Origin of the sequence: Sphingomonas faeni (genome assembly GCF_024273235.1) — a bacterium.
Classification (GTDB): domain Bacteria; phylum Pseudomonadota; class Alphaproteobacteria; order Sphingomonadales; family Sphingomonadaceae; genus Sphingomonas; species Sphingomonas faeni_A.
In genome coordinates, this window is sequence record NZ_JANBVH010000009.1 from 123,482 (window position 1) to 144,378 (window position 20,897).

The following is a 20,897-nucleotide window of genomic DNA, read 5'->3' on the forward strand; positions in this document are numbered from 1 at the left end:
AAAAACCTTACTTGGAACGACGCAGAAGCGTGGAGATGTCGCCCAGCCGGAACGCGCCGGTGAGCAATGTCGCGATCGCATAGACCACGCCGCCGGTGGTAACCAGCACCAGCATCGCGCCCCAGCGCTGGATGCTGGTGCCGGTCACGAACGGCTGGAACAGGTCGTTGAGGAAAAACATCACGACCCCCATGATCAGCGCGGCGACCAGCAACCGCCACGTCCGTCGGCGAAGCCGCGCGTCGGGGGTGAAATGCCCGCGGCGGACGAGCGTGCGGTAGAGCATCGCGACGTTGACCGTGCTCGCGATCGCGGTGGCGAGCGGTGGACCCATGTGGCCGAGCGGCTTGATGAAGGCGAGGTTCAGGACGAGGTTCACGACCATCGACATCGTCGCATAGCGCACCGGCGTCTTGGTGTCCGAGCGTGCGTAATAGCCGGGCGTGAGCACCTTCACGAGGATGTACGACGGCAGGCCGATCGAGAAGGCGGCGAGCGCCTGTGCGGTCAGCACGCTGTCGTCGAGCGCGAACTTGCCGTGCTGGAACAGAGCCCCGACGATCGGCACGCCGCAGACGATCAGCGCGACCGTCGCGGGCAGGGTCAGGAACAGCGCCAGTTCCATGCCGCGGTTCTGCGTCGTCATCGCCTCGGCCTCCTCGCCGCGGCCGAGCTGGCGCGAGATCGTGGGAAGCAGGACGGTGCCGAGACCGATACCGATCAATCCGAGCGGGAGCTGGTTCAGGCGGTCGGCGAAATAGATGTAGGAGACCGAGCCCGCAGGCAGCAACGCGGCGGCTAGCGCGGTCGAGACTACGAGGTTGATCTGCACCGCGCCGGCCCCGGCGGCGGCGGGCCAGATCAGCGACATGAGCTTCTTCACGTCGGGATTGAGTTGCGGGCGCTTGAGCCGCAGCTTCACGCCGGATGCACGGCAGGCCCAGATCAGCCACAGGAGCTGCAACGCTCCCGACACGGTCACCGCGATCGCCTGGTTGCGCGCGGTCAGCAGCGGCTGGCGCTCATGGAACAGCAGCAGCGCGGCGATCAGCGTCGCATTGAGCAGGATCGGCGCGGCGGCATTGATCCAGAACTTGTGCAGCGAATTGAGGATGCCGCCGAGCAGCGACACGAGGCTGATCAGCAGTAGATAGGGGAGGGTGATCCGCGAGAGGTGAACGACATAGTCGAACCGCTCAGCGCTCGCGCCATTGAACCCGAAGGTCAGCAGCCACGTCATCGGCCATGCGGCGAGCTCGAACAGCACCGTCATCGCGATCAGCGTCGGCAGCAGCACCGACAGCGCATCTTCGGCGAACGCGATCCCGTCGGGCAATCCGCGCCCGGTCTTGTCGCCGACCTTCCGATTGAACATCGGGATGAAGGCGGCGGAGAACGCGCCCTCCGCGAAGAGCGCGCGGAACATATTGGGGAGGCGGAACGCGATCAGGAACGCGTCCGACGCGAACCCCGCGCCGACGAACCGCGCGAACAGCGAGTCGCGCACCAGCCCCAGGATACGGCTGGCGAGCGTCAGCCCGCCGACCGATCCCAGCGCCTTGGTCAGGTTCATCTACGCGCGCTCCGCCTCCGGTCGATCAGGCCTGACCGAAATCGCCGACGTTCGGCTGGATGCCCTGCTGCTCCGACTGAGTCAGGTACAGCTGGCCGAAATCGATCGGCTCGAGCAGCAGCGGCGGGAAGCCACCGTCACGCACTGCATCCGACAGCACGCGGCGGGCGAACGGGAACAGCAGGCGCGGCGCTTCGCCCAGCAGGAACGGCTGGACATGCTCGGCCGGGATGTTGCGCAGCCCGAACAGGCCGGCATAGGAAAGGTCGACGATGAACGCGACCTGCCCGTCGGTCTCGGCCCGGACGTCGATCTTCAGCACGACCTCATGCACTTCGTCGCCGACTTGCGCCGCGCCGATGTTGAACTGCACGTCGATCGCCGGCGGGGTCTGGTTCTGGTAGACGGCGGGCGCGTTCGGGTTCTCGAACGACAGATCCTTGACGTATTGCGAGATCAGGCCGGCGGCGGGAATCGTGTCCTCGCCGTTCACGAGCTGGTCGCCCATCTGGTCGGGCGCGGTCACGCCATTGTCCTGATCATCCATTCGTCGTGTCCTTGCGAAGAAGCGTGAAATAGGGACCGAAGCGGCACGCTTGCGCGTTCATGTCGGTCAGGGGGCTGCGAGTAGCAGTGCCGACCGGGCGTTTCAACGGGCCCGGGTTTGAATAAGCGCAGCTTTGGCCTATGTTAGACCGAAGATCGGAGGCACGGTTGTTTTACGTAGTTCTTCTCGCGATGGTTGCAGGCTTCTTGGCGATGCGACTGTATAGCGTGCTCGGCAAGCGGACGGGGCATGAACAGCCCTTGCCGCGCGCGGCCGAGGACCGTCCTGCGCTCGCCGCCGTTCCGCGAACGGTGGATGCGACGCCCGAACCCCGCGAGGTCGCCAGCCGCAACATCGAGCCGCGCGCCGAAGCGGGCCTGCGCGCGATCGTCGCCGCTGAATCCGGGTTCGACGTCAACCAGTTCCTCGAAGGCGCACAGGCGGCGTACCGCATGGTGCTCGAAGCGTTCTGGAAGGGCGACGAGGAGCAACTGCGCTATCTCGCGGAGGACGACGTCCGGGCCGCGTTTGCCGAGGCGATCGCGGCGCGGGTCGCGGCGGGCGAAGTGCTCGACAACCGTCTCGTCTCGATCGAGCGTGCGGTGATCTCCGACGCTATCGTGTCGGGTCGCGATGCGCGGATCACGGTGCGGTTCGACGCGGACATCGCGGCCGTCACGCGCGACGGCGAGGGCAATGTCCTGGCCGGGTCGTTGACGGATGCAGTCGAGACGCACGATGTCTGGACGTTCGCACGGACGCTGAAGAGCAGCGATCCGAACTGGAAGCTTGCCGACACCGACGAGGCGTGATCGTGCGCTTCAGGGGGGCGGGGCTCGGCGGACTCGGTCTTTCGCTGCTGTTGAGCGCGTGCGTCGGTGGCGTCGAGCCGCCGCGTTCGGGTCCCGCACCGGTCGATCGGGGCGGTAACGCCGACCGCGAACCTTCCCGCGAGCCGGTGCGTGTGCACCCCTCGCGCGATACGGGTGCATCGCCCAACATCCGCGGTATCCAGATGCCGGCGCGGATCGTCGGCGCGGTGCCGATGCTGCCGATTCCTGTGGTAACGCCGACGGCACCGACCAACGCGGTTGCTGCCGGCGTGATAGCCGGTCCGCCGATCGCCAGCCTGCCGATCGACGAGACGCAGGCGCAGTCGGCGCTGTCGGCGTTCGTCACGAGTTGCCCGTCGCTGATGCGCCGCACCGACACGTCGGGCCTTACGCGCGGGACCGATTGGCAGCCGGCCTGCGCGGCGGCGGCGTCGGTTCCGCGCGGCGGTGCGCGGGCCTTTTTCACGCAGTGGTTCGAAACGGTGCAGGTCGGCGACGGCAAGGCGTTCGCGACGGGCTATTACGAACCGGAGATCGCCGGTTCGCTCGAGCGTCGCGATGGCTATGCGCCGATCTACGGGCGGCCCAACGACCTGATCGACGTCGATCTCGGTGCGTTCTCGACCAGCTTGAAGGGCAAGAAGATCCGCGGTCGCGTCGATCGCAGCAATCTTGTGCCCTATTACGACCGCACCGCGATCGAGCAGGGTGCACTTTCGGGGCGCGCGCCGATCCTCGCCTGGGCGCGCGATCCGGTCGAATTGTTCTTCCTGCAGATCCAGGGTTCGGGGCGGCTCCGCTTGCCCGACGGCGAGATCCTGCGGATCGGCTATGCGACGCAGAACGGCCGCGATTATACCGGCATCGGCGCGTTGATGAAGTCGCGCGGGCTACTACAGCCGGGGCAGACCTCGATGCAGGGTATCGTCGCCTGGCTCCACGCGCACCCGACCGAGGGGCAGGCGATCATGCGCGAGAACAAGAGCTTCGTGTTCTTCCGTGAACTGGAGGGGGCACCGCTGGGGGCACTCGGCCTGCCGGTGACGGGCCAGGTGAGCGCGGCGGCGGACGTCAAGTTCGTGCCGCTCGGCGCACCCGTGTTCCTGTCGCTCGATCGGCAGGATGCGAGCGGCTTGTGGGTCGCGCAGGATACTGGCGGCGCGATCAAGGGCAGCAATCGCTTCGACACGTTCTGGGGCGCCGGGCCGGCGGCGGAGTCGACCGCAGGCGGGATGGCGGGACGTGGCACCGCGTTCCTGCTGCTGCCGATCGGTACGGTTCAGCGTCTCACTGGCCAAGCGAATGGGGCGCAATATGGCGGGCCGACCCCTCAACCCTGACCCCCTCACCCCCGAGGAGGCGCAGCTCTGGGCGCGGGTGATGCAGACCGTCCGGCCGATGCGTGCGGTCGCCGTCCGCATTCCCGAGCGCGCGCCGCCGCTGCCGCCTCCGCCAAAGCCGGTGATCGGTCCCAACGGCAAGGTCGTTCCGCCGCCACCGGCACCGCTGGGCCGGGTGAAACCGATCGTCCGTACCGTCGTCACGCCGTTCGCCAACCGCCCGGGTGCGAAACCGGTCGCGGCGCCGCGTCCGGTCGTTAAGCCGATCACCGCAAATACGCTCGACGGTGGTTGGGACAAGAGGCTGACGCGGGGTGTGGTCAGTCCCGACAGCTCGATCGACCTGCACGGGCATACGCTGGCGTCGGCGCATGCGATGCTCGACGTCGGTCTGGGGCGGGCGATCGCGCGGGGCGACCGCGTGCTGCTGCTGGTGACGGGCAAACCACCACGACCCGAGAGCGAGCGTCCGCATGCGAGGGGCGCGATCCGGTCGGCGGTGGCGGACTGGCTGGCGGGCTCGCGTCATGCGGACTCGATCGCGGCGGTTCGTGGCGCGCATCCGCGGCATGGCGGGCAGGGGGCGTTGTATATCGTCCTGCGCCGGGGGCGGGGGGGCGAGTAGGAAGAGGATTCTCGACCTCTCCAATTCCGTCATCCCAGCGAAAGCTGGGATATTTCACCGTTTCCCATGTCGCCCGCCAAATGGGGATACCCCAGCTTTCGCTGGGGTGACGGTATATTTAGGGATGACGGGTTTTAGGGAACTGCGGGCACGGTAGGAGCTGGTGGGCCTGCGTCGCCGATTTACCGCAGCGCTCGGTCGATCACGCCGGCATAGATATCGGTCAGCGCCAGCAGGTCCTCGACCGCGACGGCTTCGTCGACCTTGTGCATCGTCGCGTTGATCAGGCCGAACTCGACCACCGGGCACAGCTTCGAGAGGAAGCGCGCATCGGAGGTGCCGCCGGTGGTCGACAATTCCGGCGTGATGCCCGTCGACGCGAGGATCGCCTCCGACAGCAAAGCGGAAAACGCACCGGGCTCGGTCAGGAACGCTTCGCCCGAGACCTTGCCGGTCACCACCGCACGCGGCGCATGGCGTTCGGCAATCGTGCGGATGCGCTCGATCAGGTCCGCCCCGCGGTGCTGGTCGTTGAACCGGATGCTGAGCCGCGCCGACGCCTTGGCCGGGATGACGTTGTGCGCCGGGTTGCCGACTGTGATGTCGGTGACCTCGATGTTCGACGGCTGGAACCAGTCGGTCCCTTCGTCGAGCACGACGGTTTCAACCTCGGCCAGGATCGCGATCAGCCGCGGGATCGGGTTGTCGGCGAGGTGCGGGTAGGCGACGTGGCCCTGGCGCCCGCCCACGTCGATCCAGATGTTCACCGAGCCGCGCCGACCGATCTTCACCATGTCGCCGAGCCGTGCGGTCGAGGTCGGTTCGCCGACCAGGCACAGGTCGGGTACGACTCCGCGCGCGGCCATCCGCTCCATCAACGCGACGGTGCCATAGGTTGCCGGCCCCTCCTCGTCGCCGGTGATGATCAGCGACAGCGTGCCGGCATCGCTGCGGCTGGCGGCAGCCACGAACGCGGCAACCGCGCCCTTCATGTCGACCGCGCCGCGTCCGTACAGCAACCCGCCACGGAGCTCGCCGGACCAGGGCGAACCGGTCCAGCCCTCCCCGGGCGGAACGACATCGACATGGCCGGCGAACGCCAGATGCCGCGGGCCCGTCCCGCGCGTGGCGAGCAGATTCTCCACCGGACCGTCCGGCGCATCGCCCGCCACGAACCGATCGACTACAAAGCCAAGCGGCACGAGCGCTGCCTCAAGGACGTCGAATACCGCCCCGCGCGCCGGCGTGACGCTGTCAACGCGGAGCAATGCCTGCGCGAGAGTGACGGGATCGATCATGCTGCCATCGCCGTTGTTCCTTCATGCCCAGGATCGATATCGCCCGCATCGCGCCCGTGAAAATCGGCAGCGATTATCCGCCACCCTTCGACGAGCCGGCCGCCGGCCGCGTCATCCGCGACATCGCACGCGCCGGCGGCGCGACCGACTGGGCGGCGAACCATGTCGTGCTGTCCCCCGGCACCTGGTCGTCGCAGCGTCACTGGCACGCGGGCGAGGACGAGATCGTCGTCATCCTCGCGGGCGAGGCGATTCTGATCGACGACGATGGTCGGCATCCGATGCGAACCGGCGACATCGCGGTCTTCCCCAAGGGCGACGGGAACGGCCATCACCTGATCAACGAGAGCGACGCCGATTGCGTACTGCTCGCGCTCGGCGTGCCGGAGGCGTCGTTGGTGACCTATCCCGATATCGACCTGCTCTATTCGCCGGAAACAGGAGAGGTGCATCGCGACGGGACGCCCTATTGAGCTGCCACGGGCTGCTCATATTGCTCGAGCACCCATTCCTCTTCCTGCGCGGCCGCGATCCAGTCCTGCATGAAGGGATGTTCGAACATCGCCTGCATGTAGCCGGCGGCAAAGCGCGCGATCGGCAGCTGGTAGGTGACGATCCGCGTGACGACCGGCGCGAACATGATGTCCGCCGCGCCGAACTGGCCGAACAGGAAATCGCCGCCGCCGCCGAAGCGCGCGCGGGCCTGTGCCCAGATCTCCATGATCCGCTGCAGCTCGGCGAGCACGTCGTCGTCGGGGGCGCGCGCCGGGAACACCTGGCGGACGTTCATGCTGTGCTTGCGACGCAGCGCGGCAAAGCTCGAATGCATCTCGGCCGCCATCGACCGCGCCATCGCCCGCGCGGCATTGTCCTCGGGCCAGAAGCGCTCGCGCCCGACCTTGTCGGCGAGATAGTCGACGATCGCGAGGCTGTCCCACACGACCGCGTCGCCGTCCCACAGGATCGGCACCTTGCCCGACGACGGCGCGAACTCGTCGCCGGAGCGGCGCATTTCCCAATCGGCGTCGTACATCGGCACGACCACCTCCTCGAACGGCAGCCCCGACTGCTTGCATGCGAGCCAGCCGCGCAGCGACCAGGAGGAATAGGCCTTGTTGCCGATGATCAGTTTCATGCGCCGTGGACTAGCGGGGCAGGGGCGCCGCGGCAACGCCGCCGATGCGGATTGGCGTGTCGGCTTGCGATCGGATCTCGCGCGGCATGATCCGATGTAGCGTCGCGAGCGCGGCCGGCGCCACCGCCTTCGACCGTGCATCTACCGAAGATCGATCACCCGCACGCCGTGTGTCCGCAGCACCTGGGCACAAGGACGTGGTTGCGCCCTAGAACGAACCTGGGACCATGCGTTGCGCGACGTTGGGGGCATCGGGCATCAACAGGTCCTTGCGGACCAGCGCGGTGGTCCGGGCGGTGGATTGGGCCGTCACGTCGGCGGTGATCGCGGAGCAGGTGCGGCCCGCGAGGAAATCCAGGGCCCGACGGGTCGAGGCTTCGCGCGAATCGCCGAGCGGATAGCCGATATCGTCGTCGGCCCGGCAGGTGGCCTCCACCGTCGTCGCCAGTCCGTCATAATAATTGCCGTTGCGCGCCGCGTTCTGCGTCGCGAACGCGACCACGCGCAGGCGATCGTCGCAGGCCGGCTTGTCGAGCGCGATCTGGCCGACGGGCTTGCCGTACGTGTTCGTCCCGATCAGCGCGGAACTCGAGTGGAGATAGGGGGTGAATGCGTTGATCACGAGTTCGCTCGCCGACGCGGTGCCACCGGTACCGATGAACGCGATCCGCGTCGGCGCGATCGATTCGGGTTGGGGCGAGAAGAAACGCGTGGTGTTGTTCGACGCCTTCTCCGTCCGGAAGGTCGTGTAGTCGAAGACCTCCGATGTCGATCGCGCGCCGCCGAGCAGGTCGCCGAGATACTCCGCCGTCGCGACCAGCCCACCCCCGTTGTAGCGCAGGTCGATGATGACCTTCGTCACCCCCTTGGCGCGGAAGTCGGCAAAGGCGGCCTTGAGTGCAGGCTCGGCGGTGGAGATGAACGTGCGCAGGTTGATGTAGCCGACGCGTTGGCCGGAATCGTCGATGATCTTGGCCCCGTAGCGCGTCGAGACCGGCAGCAGCGTGAAGTCCGTCTTCGCCACCGTCACGGTGCGCGTACCTGCTGCATCGGCGATGCGCAGCACGCGCGTGGTGCCGGCGGTGTCGGGCCCGAGCGCCGTGGTCAACGCTGCGGTTCCCCCCGCGCTGATGATTGAGGCGACGGTGCTCAGGTTGCTCGACGTCGTGCCGACCGCGAGGATTTCGGTGCCGCGATCGATCCCTGCCGCCAGCGCGGGCGCGCCTTCGAACGACTCGGCGGCGAACAGGCGCTGACCGGTCTGGTCCAGTGCGAACCGGATGCCGAACCCGGCGCTCGACCCCGAGGTGTAATAGGCGGTCTCTTCCTTGATCGACGTCAGGTACGTGAAATAGCGATCCTTGCGCTGCGCCCGCGCCGTTGCGGTCAGCGCGTCGATATAATCGTCGACATTGGCGTAGGATGCGGCGTTCAGGCTGGCGGGCAGGGTGTCGGGGAACAGATACCATTCGCGCAGTTGTGCGGCGGCCCAGTCCTGGCGTTCGCGCACCGAGCATCCCGCGGTCGTCGTCGGGGTCGGGGTCGGCACAGGAGCCGGGCTGGCCGTCGATCCACCTCCGGTCGTGCTGGAGCCGCCATCGCTACCCCCGCAGCCCGCCAGCATGGCCGTCAACGCCAGAATCGCCCCGAAACGCTTACGCATTACATTCTCCCCCATTGCGGGAAAGCTACGAAGTTCGACGGATAATGTCAGCCGTGAAACGGAAGATTGGTTCGATGTCGTTGAAACAGATTGCTGTGATCGATCCGCGGCATCGGCGGCGGTTTCGGCCTGCTGATCTTGGGTGCCGGCCACGGTCGAGTGGTGCTATGCGGGACAGGCCCGCAGTGACTGCGCGTTCAGGCGCTATTCCGCTTGGAACGCGCGGCTTCTCGTATCTGCGACCTCCCCCTGCCGGGGGAGGATCGTCAGTTATGGATGTTGCGGATCAGCTGACTGCTTCGACGACTGCCGCGCGGAGTTCGGGGATACCCATGCCGTATTCGCTCGACGTGACGAGAATATCGGGATGCGCGGCCGGACGCTTGCGCGCCTCGATCGCGGTGCGCTCGGTGACCTCGACAAGCTCGGACGCCTTGATCTTATCGGCCTTGGTCAGGACCATGCGATAGCTGACCGCGGCCTTGTCGAGCATCTCCAGGATCTCGCGGTCCACGTCCTTGATGCCGTGACGCGAGTCGATCAGCACGAGTGCGCGCTTCAACACGTCACGACCACGCAGGAAATCGTTGATCAGGAAGCGCCATTTCTTGACGACGTCCTTGGGCGCCTTGGCAAAGCCGTAGCCCGGCATATCGACGAGGCGGAACGCGAGCGGCGCGCCGACATCGAAGAAGTTCAGCTCCTGCGTACGACCCGGCGTGTTCGACGTGCGTGCCATCGAGTTGCGTCCGGTGAGCGCGTTCAACAGCGACGACTTGCCGACGTTCGAGCGGCCGGCAAACGCCACTTCCGGCACCGACGCATCGGGCAGGAACTCAAGCGTCGGCGCCGACTTCAGGAAGCCGACATGCCCCGCGAACAGTTTGCGCGCATGCTCCAGCATCTCGGGCGTGAACGGCGCGTCGGTAGGATCGAGGTCCGGGCCCAGGTTAGGAACGTCGTTCACTTGGTCACCGGCACTTGGAGGCCCGGATGGCGGGCGTAGAGCAGCTTCTGCTGGATGATCGTCAGGACGTTCGACGTGATCCAGTACACCTGGAGGCCAACCGCGAACGGCGCCATCACGAACATCAGGACCCATGGCAGCAGCTTGAAGACCTGCTTCTGGGTGTCGTCCATCGGCGTCGGGTTCAGCTTGAACTGGAAGTACATGCTGATGCCCAGGATGATCGGCACGATGCCGATCGCGATCATGTGCGGCGGCGTGAACGGCAGCAGGCCGAACAGATTGAGCGGAGTCAGCGGATCGGGCGCGGACAGATCGCGGATCCACGCGACGAACGGCTGGTGACGCATTTCGATCGTCAGCATCAGCACCTTGTAGAGCGCGTACATGATCGGGATCTGAAGCAGCGTCGGCGCGCAACCGGCGAGCGGGTTGACGCCTTCCGCCTTGTAAAGCGCCATCGTCTCCTGCTGCATTCGGACCTTGTCGTCCTTGTACTTCTCCTGGATCGCCTTCGCCTTAGGCTGCACCGCGCGCATGGCGGCCATCGACTTGAACTGACGCTGCGCGACCGGGAACAACAGGCCGCGGATCGTCACCGTCAGCAGGATGATCGCGACGCCGAAGTTTCCGACCATGCGGAACAGCCAGTCGAGATAGTAGAAGATCGGCTTCTCGACGATGCGGAACCAACCCCAGTCGATCGCATAATCGAGCTTGGCGACGCCGCCGGCCTGGTCGGTGTAGCGATCGAGCAGGCGGACTTCCTTGGCGCCGGCGAAGAAGCGCGAGACCTGCGTGATCGACTGGCCCGGTGCGACCTGCTTGGGCTGGAGCGCGTAATCGGCCTGATAGGCCTTGTTGGCGCCGGCGCGGAACTGGCCGTCGAACGCCTGGCCCTGATCGGGGACGAGCGCGGTCAGCCAGTATTTGTCGGTGAAGCCGAGCCAGCCGCCGGTCGTCGTGAACTTCTGCGCGGCCTCGTCGATGTCCTTGTAGTCGGGGCGGTAATGCGCGCCGCCATTGTCGACCGACATCGGCCCGACATGGATCGTCATCGACGACGGATCCTTCGAGATGCCGACGCGGTTGACGAGACCGTAGGTGGCGACGGGAACGGGCGCAGTGCCGGCGTTGAGGACGGTCTGGCGGACCGTGAACATGTAATCCTGGTCGACCGCGATCTGGATGCGGAAGCGCTGACCGGTGGCGTTGGTCGCGTCGAGCGTGACCGGCGTGGTCGGCGTCAGCGTCGTCGCGCCCGAGGCGGTCCAGACGGCATCGGCGGCGGGCGGGGCGAGGCCCTGCGCACGCCAGCCGAAGCTCGCGAAATAGGCGTCCGGCGCACCGGCGGGCGAGAGCAGGCGGATCGGCGGCGAGTTCTTCGCGACCGTCTCGTCATAGCCCTTGAGCACGAGATCGTCGATCCGCGCGCCCTTCAGGTTGATCGAACCCGAGACGCGCGGCGTCTCGATGCGGATGCGCGGGGTGCTGGCGATCACCGCGTTGCGGTCGCCGATCGCGGCGGCGCCGTCCGCGGCCGGATCGGCGGCGGGGTTCGCCACAGGCTTGGACTTGCCGCCCTCGATCTTCGTGACCGGCGGATTCGCGGTCGGAAAGAACTTGCCCTGGATCAGCGGCCAGCCGAACAGGATCAGCGCCGCGATCACCGCGAACAGCACGAAATTCTGCTTGTCGTCTTTCACAGGGCGGCGTCTTTCAATTTCTTGTCGATGTCTGAGTCGTGGTCGGGAACCGGGTCAGGTCCGTACCCGCCCCACGGATGGCAACGCGCGATGCGCTTCGCCGCCAACCAGCCCCCCTTGAGCGCGCCATAGCGCCCAACGGCCTCTATTGCATAGGCTGAACACGAAGGATCGTAGCGGCAGCTCGACGGCAGGACGAGGGAAGGCCCGAGTTGCCATGCGCGCGCGATGAGGATGAGGAGGCGGGCTAGCATGTCAAAGCCGACGCGTCAGAGTGTTTCCCCGCGAAGGCGGGGACCCAGACCGGGCTCCCGCCTTCGCGGGAGATCAAGGAGCGGGGAGAAGGTGGCGAGTAACGCTCGTTCTTCCACCATCCCAACCCCGGCACCACCCCGGCGAAGGCCGGGGCCCAATTGGGGGACATCGGTAACGAGGCGCAGCCATTCATCACGGCCGCTTTCCCAATTGGGCCCCGGCCTCCGCCGGGGTGGAGGCAGGGGCTGGGGCGGTGGTGTGTGCTGAGGTGGTAGCAGCAGCTTGCGGCGTCACCTTGCGGAACGCCTTGCCAAGCTCGCTCCGCAGCAACGCAAAGTCCCGCTCGACCCCGCCGTTGCGCCCGATCAAGACATGATCGGCCCCGGCAACGCCGCGCTCCGGCAATAGCTCACGCGCCAACGCCCGCAACCGCCGTTTCATGCGGTTCCGGACGACGGCGTTGCCGATCTTCTTGGTGACAGTGAAACCGATTCGCATCGTCTCGTCACCGTCGTCGCGGGGGCGCATGAGCAGGACGAATCCCGGCATCGGTGCGCGCTTCCCCGCATTCGCCGCGAGAAAATCGCGGCGTTTGTCGAGAATCGTTAGGCCGACAGCTTCTTGCGACCGCGGGCGCGGCGTGCGTGGATCACTGCCCGGCCGCCGACCGTCGCCATCCGTGCGCGGAAGCCGTGACGGCGTGCGCGTACCAGGTTGCTCGGTTGAAAGGTCCGCTTCATTGGTCATTCCCTAGGTCATCAAATAGAAAACGGCCGCCACGGGGACGGCCTTGATGGCTGGGCGCTTACGGAAAGGGCGGCGGTAAGTCAATTCGCACCCGCCTTTGCAGCGGCGCTTTTCGACGCCTTCGCCCGCTCGTGGCGCCGCATCGCGCTCTGTCGCCGCATCATCCGATCGACGAAATGCCCGGTTCGCGGCCAGTGTCGCTTGAGCCGCGCCCATTTCAGCCGCGCCCAGCGCGAATTGCGCAGCACCAGCACCATGCCGCCCGCGAACAGGAATATTCCCGCCGGTCCCGGCAGCGGCGCGAGAATCGGTGCGCTCAGGATCAACATTATCCCGAGCACCAGTTGGCCGAAGCGGAGAACGGGGGAGCGGACTGCTTTCACGGAAGGCATGTGGGTCCGGTGTATTAGGATGGCAAGACGGCGGGGATCGGCGGCGTTGCGCCGCGCGTCCTTGCAGACATGGCAAATCGGGTATGAATAAGGCGTGACGTCGTGTCGCGGGGGAGCGGGCATGGCGGCGATCGTGGCGACGGTGGCGTATCTGGGGCTCGAAGCGCGTGCGGTCGAGGTGCAAGTCCAACTGATTCCAGGACTTCCCGCGTTCAACGTGGTCGGTCTGGCGGACAAGGCGGTCGGCGAAAGTCGCGAACGCGTGCGCGGCGCGATCGCCGGGATGGGGCTGTCGCTGCCGCCGAAGCGCATCGCGGTGAACCTGTCGCCGGCCGATCTCCCAAAAGAAGGATCGCATTTCGATCTACCCATCGCGCTGGCGCTGCTCGCCGCGATGGGGGTGGTCGATGCCGAGGCGCTGGCGGATTACGTGATTGTCGGCGAACTGGGCCTCGACGCGCGGATTACCGCATCGCCCGGCGTATTGTTGGCGGCGCTTCATGCGTCGGAAGTGGGGAAGGGCCTCGTCTGCCCCGCGGCGCAAGGCTCGGAAGCGGCTTGGGCCGGCGAGATCGAGGTGATCGCCGCACCGGACCTGCTGGCTTTGCTCAACCACTTCAAGGGTCATGGCCTGCTTAGCCCACCCAAGCCGGGAATCGCCGAAGCTGCCGATCACGGTCCGGACTTGCGACAGGTGAAGGGGCAGGAGACCGCCAAGCGCGCGCTGGAGATCGCCGCGGCGGGGTCGCATAATCTGCTGATGGTAGGCCCGCCAGGCTCGGGAAAGTCGCTGATGGCGTCGTGCCTTCCCGGCATCCTGCCGCCGCTCGACCCGGCCGAAGCACTTGAAGTGTCGATGGTCCAGTCGGTTGCTGGCACGCTCACTGGCGGTCGCCTGACTCGTACGCGGCCGTTTCGTGCGCCACATCATTCTGCGTCGATGGCGGCGCTCACCGGCGGGGGACTGAAAGTGAAGCCGGGTGAAGTCAGCCTCGCGCATCTCGGCGTCCTGTTCCTCGACGAACTCCCGGAGTTCCAGCGTGCCGTTCTCGATTCGCTCCGCCAGCCGCTGGAAACTGGCACGGTCAGCGTCGCCCGCGCCAACGCACACGTCACGTTCCCCGCTCGTGTACAGTTGATCGCGGCCATGAACCCGTGTCGTTGCGGCCACCTCGGCGATGCGAGCCTGGCCTGTGCGAGAGCCCCCAAATGTGCCGCGGACTATCAGGCAAAGGTGTCCGGGCCTTTGCTCGACCGGATCGACCTTCACATCGACGTCCAGGCGGTCAGCGCCGCCGACCTGATCCTGCCGCCGCCGACCGAAGGCTCGGCCGAGGTTTCCGCCCGGGTCGCCGCCGCCCGCGCGATCCAGTCCGCCCGCTATCGCGACCATCCGGTTCGGACGAATGCGGAGGCGGATGGCGCATTGCTCGATGCCGTCGCCACTCCCGACGAACCCGGTCGCAAGCTGCTCGCCCAGGCGGCCGAAGCGATGCGCCTGACCGCGCGGGGCTACACCCGCATCCTCCGCGTCGCCCGCACCATCGCCGATCTCGCCGGTAGCGAAACCGTCACCCGCATCCACATCGCCGAAGCGCTCAGCTATCGCCGCCAGCCGCCAAGAAACTGAACGGCCATAATTCCTCGCCGAGATGGCTTGCGGCGGAGGAAAGCTTCGTCTAGCCAACCCGCCGCTGCCCCTGTGGCGAAATTGGTAGACGCGACCGACTCAAAATCGGTTGCCGCAAGGCATGCTGGTTCGATTCCGGCCAGGGGCACCATCTCTTCTTCGCACGAAACGCGCTTTCGGCTTCCGCCGTGCGAGCGGGAATAGAGATCGTGTCCTTACTAGGATTTCGCCGCGAACAGATCTCCCGGATATGTCCACTCTCGACGCCTCAGTCGATCCGGTACTGGATCGGCTTGAAGCTGCCGCCATTGGATTGCAGCGCCGAGCAGGCGGTCATGCCGATCACCAGGTCCATCGCGGCGCGGAAGACGATCGTGTCGCCGGCCTTGCTCAGCGGCGGTTCGACGGTGAACTCCCCGGTCTCGCCGTTGATCGGCACGTTCATGAAGCAGTTGAACGCCACCGGGATCTGGTCGGGTTCGATTTGCCACGGCGCAAGAGCTTCGGCGAGATTACCGAAGCAGCCTCGGTGCGGATCGGTATCGCCGTAGATGATCGCGAAGGTTTCCTTCGAGCACGGCGTCAGCAGGAAATCGTGCCGGCCGACATCGTCGGATACGATCTCCAGCATCACATTGCTGCGGTTCGAATATAGGAGGTCGCCGGTCGTCAGGTACAGCCGGCTCGCATAGTCGAGCGTCCGCCCCGACGAGATCGCCTCTCTGACGTCGGCGCGATTATACGCGAGCAGGTCCGACACCTGGCGACCCTCGGGATCGATCACCGTCAGCGTCTGCCCTTTGTCGAGCGTGAAGCCGGCGCCCGAGCGCGGCGGGATCGTCTTGATGTCAGCCATGCGCGTCACCTCGCTTGAAAGGGCATTTCCAGGAATCGTCGACCACGCGGCCGCTATACTGCCGCGCTTCGCTACTTTCGCCATGTCGCGCCAGCATCGGGTTCATCGATCCGGCGAGCTCGAGATCGCGCGCCAGGATCGACGAGCGCAGCTTGTCGTAGCGTTGCTGGGTACGCAGTACCTCGAACTGGTCGTGCAGGTTGAAGACCATCGCGGGCGATTCGAATTTACGCGCCGGGCGGCTCGCGTTCGGATGCAGACCGACGACGAAGAATGCCTCGCCGGCGAAGCTCAACGAGAAATGCGGATCGTCGGGATCGCTGCTGACCGACGGGTCGGGGCGATAGCCGAGCCACGAATCCTTGTCGCTGAGCGACTGCGCGCGCGCCCACAGATGTGCCTCGAACTGCTCCTCGGACAACAAGGCAGGGGCCTCGAACAGGATGATGAGCGTCCGAAATATCGCGCGGTCTTCGCGGTATTTGCGCACGGTTTCGCCCAGTGCCGGGGAAATTCTCATGTCATCCCAAGCAGATCGCACGTCTCGCGCGACGAGAATATCCATCTGTCCTTTGGCGAGCGCAGACTTTGCTCCGACGCAGGGAAATTGCGGCGCCTGTACCGTTTCGATAAACTTGCGCGCGAGGGGATGGTCGTTTTGGAAGATTGGCTGATACATGGTCGGGGAGGAACCCGCGAGCGGGGCCAATGTTTCGCCCGCGACATAATCTTTGATATGTATCAGTACGAATCCCGATCTGTTCTTTTATGCCGCGGGGCGGTACGGCATTGCGCGGAAAAGGGGCCTGGATGATCTCGGAAAAGTTTCTCATGGGGCGCGGCCGGCATGAGTTGAGCGATGAAGAAAAGCAGGTGCTGGAAGACAGCATCGAATCCGTGCGGCACGTGCCTGCGCGCAAGCAGATCGTGCGCGCGGGCGCCCTGATCGAGACGAGCACGCTGCTGCTAGAAGGGTTCGTCTGTCGCTACATGGACGACCGCGAGGGCCAGCGGCAGCTCGTCGCGGTGCACGTGCCGGGCGATTTCGTCGATCTCCACGCCTTTCCGATGAAGCGGCTCGATCACGACATCGCCACCTTGGGGCCGGTGAAGATCGCCTGTTTCGAACACCGGACGCTGCAGACCATCACCGAACGCTATCCGCATCTGACGCAGAAGCTGTGGTTCAGTACGCTGCTCGACGCGGCGATGCACCGCGAGTGGATTTTCCGGCTCGGCCGCCTCGGTGCGGAAGGACGGGTCGCGCATCTGTTCTGCGAGATGAATACGCGGCTGGAAATGGTCGGGATGGCTGCCGACGGGCGCTACATGCTGCCGATGACGCAGCCCGATCTGGCCGAGGCGAGCGGGCTGACCGGCGTGCATGTGAACCGCGTGCTGAGAGCGCTGCGCGAGAAGAATCTGCTGACTTTCAAGGCAGGTGAGGTGAATATCCTGGATCGTAAGGCGCTCGCAGCCGTTGCGGAGTTCGAACCACAATATCTCTATGGTTCCCGAGGCGACTGACTGCGGCCGGCAGCAGCGGATCGCCGCCGGAACCGACGAAGCTGGAGCGGGACAATGTTGAAGCCGGAAACGATACCGGGCGTGGCCGCAGCGGAGAATGGTCTGGTCACGCTCGATGGGCCCGTCGGGTTGGCGATCGCGATGACCCCGGAGGCGGCGGCGGAGACCGGTCGCCGGTTGATCGCAGCGGCGGAGATCGCAGCGACCCAGGCGGCGGCCCAGCAAGAGGACGAACTGCCGCTGGACTGAGTGGGAGATCTGCCCGGCTTGGCTGGCGGGGGGCTAATTACCCCGCGCGGCTTCCGCTACGTAACTTTATCTCTATGCTACCCGGTACATCGACCGGGAGATCCATGTGCAGTTTCTATACCTCGCCGCCAGTGCCGTTGCGCTGATGGCGTCTACATCCGTCGTCGCGCAGACTGGTGCAGCCACCACGACACCCGCCGCGAACCCCTTGCTCGCCGACTGGACCGGCCCGACCGGCGGGGTGCCGCCCTGGGACAAGGTGCGGCCCGAGCTGTTTCCGCAGGCGTTCGAGACGACGCTGGCCGAGCGGACCGCGGAATACCGCAAGATCGCCGACAATCCGGCCAAGCCGACTTTCGCCAACACGATCGTGCCGATGCAGCTGGCGGGCAAGCGCTATGGCCAGGTGATGACGCTGTTCGGCGTGATGACCGGCAACATGAATACGCCCGCCTATCAGAAGCTCGACCGCGAATGGTCGCCGAAATTCTCCGCGGCGTCGGACGCGATCACCTTCGACAAGCCGCTGTTCGCGCGGATCCAGGCGATCTACGACGCGCGCAATTCCAGCGGGCTGAACGCACAGCAGATCCGGCTCGTGACGCGGATCTACGACAGCTATGTGCGGCAGGGCGCCAAGCTGAACGATGCGCAGAAGGCGCAGCTCTCGCAGTATAATCAGCAGCTTGCGACCGCGTTCTCGACGTTCGGCGAGAAGCTGCTCGCCGACGAGAGCAAGGCGATCTCGGTCACCGACGAAGCGCAACTCGCTGGCCTTCCCGACAGCGTGAAGGCGGTCGCCAAGGCCGCGGCGGCCGAGCGGAAGCTGCCGGGCTTCGCGATCGTCAACACGCGGTCGGCGGTCGATCCCGTGCTGACCTATGCCACCGATCGTGCGCTGCGCGAGAAGGTGTGGCGTGCGTTCGTCAATCGCGGCGACAACGGCGACGCGAACGATACGAATGCGACGATCGCGCAGATCGTCAAGCTGCGCGCCGATCGTGCGCACCTGCTCGGGTTCAAGACGCATGCCGATTGGCGGATGCAGGACACGATGGCGAAGACGCCCGCCGCTGCGATGGACCTGATGATGCGCGTCTGGCCCGCTGCCAAGGGGCGCGTCGCCGAGGAAGTCGCGGACATGCAGAAGGTCGCCGGCACATCGCTGACGATCGAGCCGTGGGATTACCGCTTCTACCAGGAGAAGGTGCGCAAAGCCCGGTACGATCTGGATCAGGCGCAGTTGAAGCCGTATTTCGAGCTCGGCAACATCATCCAGGGTTCGCTGTACGCCGCCAACCGGCTGTACGGGCTGAACTTCAAGGAGATCACCGGGACGGTGCCGGTGTTCGAGCCGAACATGCGGGTGTGGAGCGTGACGGACAAGGCCGGCAAGGACGTCGGGCTGTTCTACCGCGACGATTTCGCGCGGACCGGCAAGCGGTCGGGCGCGTGGGCGAACACGTATCGTGGCCAGCGGGACCTTGCCCCGGCGCAGCTCGTGCTGTCGTCGAACAACAACAACTTCGCCAAGGGCGCGCCGGGCGAACCGATCCTGATCAGCCTCGACGATGCGCAGACGCTGTTCCACGAGTTCGGCCATGCGATCCACGCGATGCTCCAGAACGTCTATTATCCGGGGCTCGCCGGCACGCCGCGCGACTTCGTGGAATATCCGAGCCAGGTGAACGAGCATTGGCTGCTGACCCGCGACGTGCTCGACAAATATGCGCGGCATTACCAGACCAAGGCGGCGATGCCGCAGGACCTGCTCGACAAGATCGAGAAATCGCGCACCTTCAACCAGGGCTTTGCGACCACCGAATATCTGTCGTCGGCGATCGTCGACATGAAGATCCACACCGTGCCCGACGGTGTGATCGATCCCGACAAGTTCGAGGCGGCGACGCTGGCCGAGATCGGCATGCCGAAGCAGCTGGTGATGCGTCATCGCGTGCCGCAGTTCCAGCATCTGTTCGCGTCGGACAGCTATTCGGCGGGCTATTATAGCTACCTCTGGTCCGAGACGATGGACGCCGACACGTTCGCGGCGTTCGAGGAGGCGGGCAGCCCGTGGGACAAGGCGACCGCGGACAAGTTCGCCAAGGTGCTGTTGTCGACGGGTAACGAGACCGATCGCGCCGAGGCGTATCGCGCGTTCCGGGGGCGTGATCCTGACGTGAACGCGCTGCTCAAGAAGCGCGGGTTCGCCACGACACCAGCGGCGCAGGGAGCTAAATGATGGCGAGCAGCACACTTCTCCCTGAGAAGAATCACCGCCTCAAATCGATCCTCGGCGGGTCGGCGGGCAACCTCGTCGAGTGGTTCGACTGGTACGTCTATTCGGCGTTCGGGCTGTATTTCGCGCCGGTTTTCTTCCCCAAGGGCAATTCGACCGCGCAGTTGATGAGCGTCGCTGCGGTGTTCGCGGTCGGCTTCCTGATGCGGCCGATCGGCGCGTGGGTGATGGGCATCTATGCCGATCGCCACGGGCGCAAATCGGGCCTGACGCTGTCGGTGACGCTGATGTGCGCGGGCTCGTTCTTGATCGCGATCACGCCCGGGTTCGCGACGATCGGGTGGATCGCACCCGCGCTGTTGATCCTCGCACGACTGATGCAGGGCCTCAGCGTCGGCGGCGAATATGGCGCGAGTGCGGTGTATCTGTCGGAGATGGCGGGCAAGTCGCGGCGCGGCTTCTTCTCCAGCTTCCAGTACGTCACGCTGATCGCCGGCCAGTTGCTGGCGCTCGGCGTGCTGCTGCTGTTGCAGGGGACGCTCAGCGAAGGCCAGCTCGACGCCTGGGGCTGGCGCATTCCGTTCGCGATCGGCGGCGTGCTCGCGCTGGTCGTGTTCCGTATCCGCCGCGGGCTGCTCGAGACCGAGAGCTATCAGAACGCCAAGGCCGACGGCACGCCGAAATCGAGCGGGTGGCTGTTGTTCAGCAAATACCCGCGCGAGGCGTTCACCGTGCTGCTGCTGACCGCGGGCGGTACGCTCGCCTTCTATGCGTACACCACGTACATGCAGAAGTTCCTGGTCAACACGAGCGGGTTCAGCCGCGAATCCGCGACGCTGATCATGACTGCGGCGCTGGCGCTGTATGCGGCGTTCCAGCCGTTGGCGGGCGCGTTGTCGGATCGGATCGGGCGGAAACCGCTGATGGTCGGGTTCGGGATTGCCGGCGTGCTGTGCACGGTGCCGATCTTCACCGTGCTCGAAACCGCGACCAACCCCTATCTGGCGTTCGGCCTTGTCGTGGGCTCGCTCTTCATCGTGACCGGCTACACCGCGATCAACGCGGTGGTGAAGGCGGAGCTGTTCCCGGCCCATGTCCGCGCGCTGGGCGTCGCTTTGCCGTACGCGCTGGCGAACACGATGTTCGGCGGGACGGCGGAATATGTCGCGCTGTGGCTGAAGAACGAGGGCATGGAGCGCGGTTTCTACTGGTATGTGACCGCGATGATCGGCGTGTCGCTGATCGTGTATCTCCGCATGAAGGACACGCGGACGCACAGCCAGATTTTGGAGGATTGAGCTTGCTGCTCCCTCTC

Annotated in this window: 22 protein-coding genes and 1 tRNA gene; 10 read left to right on the plus strand and 13 right to left on the minus strand. The window is 65.8% G+C overall.

The annotated features are described in order from the left end of the window. Positions 1-7 precede the first annotated feature (7 nt). Together murJ and secB are read right to left on the minus strand one after the other, a co-directional pair. Complete coding sequence (murJ, locus tag NLI89_RS06940; RefSeq protein WP_254686356.1) at positions 8-1,573, minus strand: murein biosynthesis integral membrane protein MurJ; 1,566 nt, start codon at positions 1,571-1,573, stop codon at positions 8-10. A 25-nt stretch (positions 1,574-1,598) separates the two neighbouring features. Further along, positions 1,599-2,120: a protein-export chaperone SecB gene (gene secB, locus NLI89_RS06945; RefSeq protein ID WP_128453359.1), complete on the minus strand. Its 522-nt coding sequence runs from the start codon at positions 2,118-2,120 to the stop codon at positions 1,599-1,601. A gap of 167 nt (positions 2,121-2,287) precedes the next feature. Here secB and NLI89_RS06950 point away from each other — a divergent pair, with 167 nt between their 5' ends. The 3 genes from NLI89_RS06950 to NLI89_RS06960 are packed head-to-tail and all read left to right on the plus strand — an operon-like array spanning position 2,288 to position 4,918. After that, positions 2,288-2,932: a Tim44/TimA family putative adaptor protein gene (locus NLI89_RS06950; RefSeq protein ID WP_254686357.1), complete on the plus strand. Its 645-nt coding sequence runs from the start codon at positions 2,288-2,290 to the stop codon at positions 2,930-2,932. Between the two features lie 2 nt (positions 2,933-2,934). Beyond that, the gene (gene mltA, locus NLI89_RS06955; protein ID WP_254686379.1) at positions 2,935-4,293 is read left to right on the plus strand and encodes a murein transglycosylase A; all 1,359 of its coding nucleotides are present in this window, start codon (positions 2,935-2,937) and stop codon (positions 4,291-4,293) included. Between the two features lie 40 nt (positions 4,294-4,333). Continuing rightward, a complete protein-coding gene (locus tag NLI89_RS06960; protein ID WP_439144487.1) occupies positions 4,334-4,918 on the plus strand; it encodes a Smr/MutS family protein in 585 nt (194 codons plus the stop codon). Between the two features lie 182 nt (positions 4,919-5,100). On the opposite strand, the gene dapE is transcribed toward NLI89_RS06960, so the two are convergent. After that, positions 5,101-6,216: a succinyl-diaminopimelate desuccinylase gene (dapE, locus tag NLI89_RS06965; protein ID WP_254686359.1), complete on the minus strand. Its 1,116-nt coding sequence runs from the start codon at positions 6,214-6,216 to the stop codon at positions 5,101-5,103. A gap of 23 nt (positions 6,217-6,239) precedes the next feature. Here dapE and NLI89_RS06970 point away from each other — a divergent pair, with 23 nt between their 5' ends. Next, positions 6,240-6,689, plus strand: coding sequence for a cupin domain-containing protein (locus NLI89_RS06970; RefSeq protein ID WP_254686360.1), 450 nt, complete (start codon positions 6,240-6,242; stop codon positions 6,687-6,689). Here the strand turns inward: NLI89_RS06970 and NLI89_RS06975 are convergent. The 8 genes from NLI89_RS06975 to NLI89_RS07010 all read right to left on the minus strand — a co-directional run bounded on the left by NLI89_RS06975 (position 6,683) and on the right by NLI89_RS07010 (position 13,072). Next, the gene (locus tag NLI89_RS06975; RefSeq protein WP_254686361.1) at positions 6,683-7,351 is read right to left on the minus strand and encodes a glutathione S-transferase; all 669 of its coding nucleotides are present in this window, start codon (positions 7,349-7,351) and stop codon (positions 6,683-6,685) included. The genes NLI89_RS06970 and NLI89_RS06975 overlap by 7 nt on opposite strands. Before the next feature lie 208 nt (positions 7,352-7,559). Next, positions 7,560-9,014 carry a S41 family peptidase gene (locus tag NLI89_RS06980; RefSeq protein ID WP_254686362.1) on the minus strand — a complete coding sequence of 485 codons (1,455 nt, stop codon included), beginning with the start codon at positions 9,012-9,014 and terminating at the stop codon, positions 7,560-7,562. Positions 9,015-9,300: 286 nt separating this feature from the next. Next, a complete protein-coding gene (yihA, locus tag NLI89_RS06985) occupies positions 9,301-9,918 on the minus strand; it encodes a ribosome biogenesis GTP-binding protein YihA/YsxC (protein WP_056052878.1) in 618 nt (205 codons plus the stop codon). A 59-nt stretch (positions 9,919-9,977) separates the two neighbouring features. Then, positions 9,978-11,687 carry a membrane protein insertase YidC gene (gene yidC, locus NLI89_RS06990; RefSeq protein WP_254686363.1) on the minus strand — a complete coding sequence of 570 codons (1,710 nt, stop codon included), beginning with the start codon at positions 11,685-11,687 and terminating at the stop codon, positions 9,978-9,980. Continuing rightward, positions 11,684-11,941 (minus strand): membrane protein insertion efficiency factor YidD, encoded by a 258-nt coding sequence (yidD, locus tag NLI89_RS06995; RefSeq protein WP_254686364.1) that lies wholly within the window; start codon positions 11,939-11,941, stop codon positions 11,684-11,686. Before yidD ends, yidC begins: the two co-directional genes overlap by 4 nt. Before the next feature lie 193 nt (positions 11,942-12,134). After that, entirely contained in the window at positions 12,135-12,491 is a 357-nt protein-coding gene (rnpA, locus tag NLI89_RS07000; RefSeq protein WP_254686365.1) for a ribonuclease P protein component, read from the minus strand. 56 nt (positions 12,492-12,547) lie between these two features. Beyond that, entirely contained in the window at positions 12,548-12,682 is a 135-nt protein-coding gene (gene rpmH / locus NLI89_RS07005) for a 50S ribosomal protein L34 (RefSeq protein WP_031393806.1), read from the minus strand. A gap of 87 nt (positions 12,683-12,769) precedes the next feature. Next, positions 12,770-13,072, minus strand: a complete 303-nt coding sequence (locus NLI89_RS07010) for a hypothetical protein (RefSeq protein WP_254686366.1) — start codon at positions 13,070-13,072, stop codon at positions 12,770-12,772. Positions 13,073-13,202: 130 nt separating this feature from the next. Here NLI89_RS07010 and NLI89_RS07015 point away from each other — a divergent pair, with 130 nt between their 5' ends. Next, on the plus strand, positions 13,203-14,711 hold the full coding sequence (locus NLI89_RS07015; protein WP_254686367.1) for a YifB family Mg chelatase-like AAA ATPase: 1,509 nt from the start codon (positions 13,203-13,205) through the stop codon (positions 14,709-14,711). Between the two features lie 66 nt (positions 14,712-14,777). Continuing rightward, positions 14,778-14,862 (plus strand) — tRNA-Leu (locus NLI89_RS07020). 117 nt (positions 14,863-14,979) lie between these two features. Here NLI89_RS07020 and NLI89_RS07025 read toward each other — a convergent pair. Together NLI89_RS07025 and gntA are read right to left on the minus strand one after the other, a co-directional pair. Continuing rightward, the gene (locus tag NLI89_RS07025; RefSeq protein ID WP_254686368.1) at positions 14,980-15,567 is read right to left on the minus strand and encodes a DUF1989 domain-containing protein; all 588 of its coding nucleotides are present in this window, start codon (positions 15,565-15,567) and stop codon (positions 14,980-14,982) included. After that, on the minus strand, positions 15,560-16,246 hold the full coding sequence (gene gntA / locus NLI89_RS07030; protein WP_254686369.1) for a guanitoxin biosynthesis heme-dependent pre-guanitoxin N-hydroxylase GntA: 687 nt from the start codon (positions 16,244-16,246) through the stop codon (positions 15,560-15,562). The genes NLI89_RS07025 and gntA overlap by 8 nt, the downstream gene beginning before the upstream one ends. 173 nt (positions 16,247-16,419) lie before the next feature. On the opposite strand from gntA, the gene NLI89_RS07035 reads away from it, so the two are divergent. The 4 genes from NLI89_RS07035 (at position 16,420) to NLI89_RS07050 (ending at position 20,880) form a co-directional block, all read left to right on the plus strand. Next, positions 16,420-17,094, plus strand: coding sequence for a Crp/Fnr family transcriptional regulator (locus NLI89_RS07035; protein WP_439144485.1), 675 nt, complete (start codon positions 16,420-16,422; stop codon positions 17,092-17,094). Between the two features lie 54 nt (positions 17,095-17,148). Further along, positions 17,149-17,343, plus strand: coding sequence for a hypothetical protein (locus tag NLI89_RS07040; protein ID WP_254686371.1), 195 nt, complete (start codon positions 17,149-17,151; stop codon positions 17,341-17,343). 106 nt (positions 17,344-17,449) lie between these two features. Continuing rightward, positions 17,450-19,585 (plus strand): M3 family metallopeptidase, encoded by a 2,136-nt coding sequence (locus NLI89_RS07045; RefSeq protein ID WP_254686372.1) that lies wholly within the window; start codon positions 17,450-17,452, stop codon positions 19,583-19,585. Continuing rightward, entirely contained in the window at positions 19,585-20,880 is a 1,296-nt protein-coding gene (locus tag NLI89_RS07050; RefSeq protein ID WP_254686373.1) for an MFS transporter, read from the plus strand. The genes NLI89_RS07045 and NLI89_RS07050 overlap by 1 nt, the downstream gene beginning before the upstream one ends. Positions 20,881-20,897 lie beyond the last annotated feature (17 nt).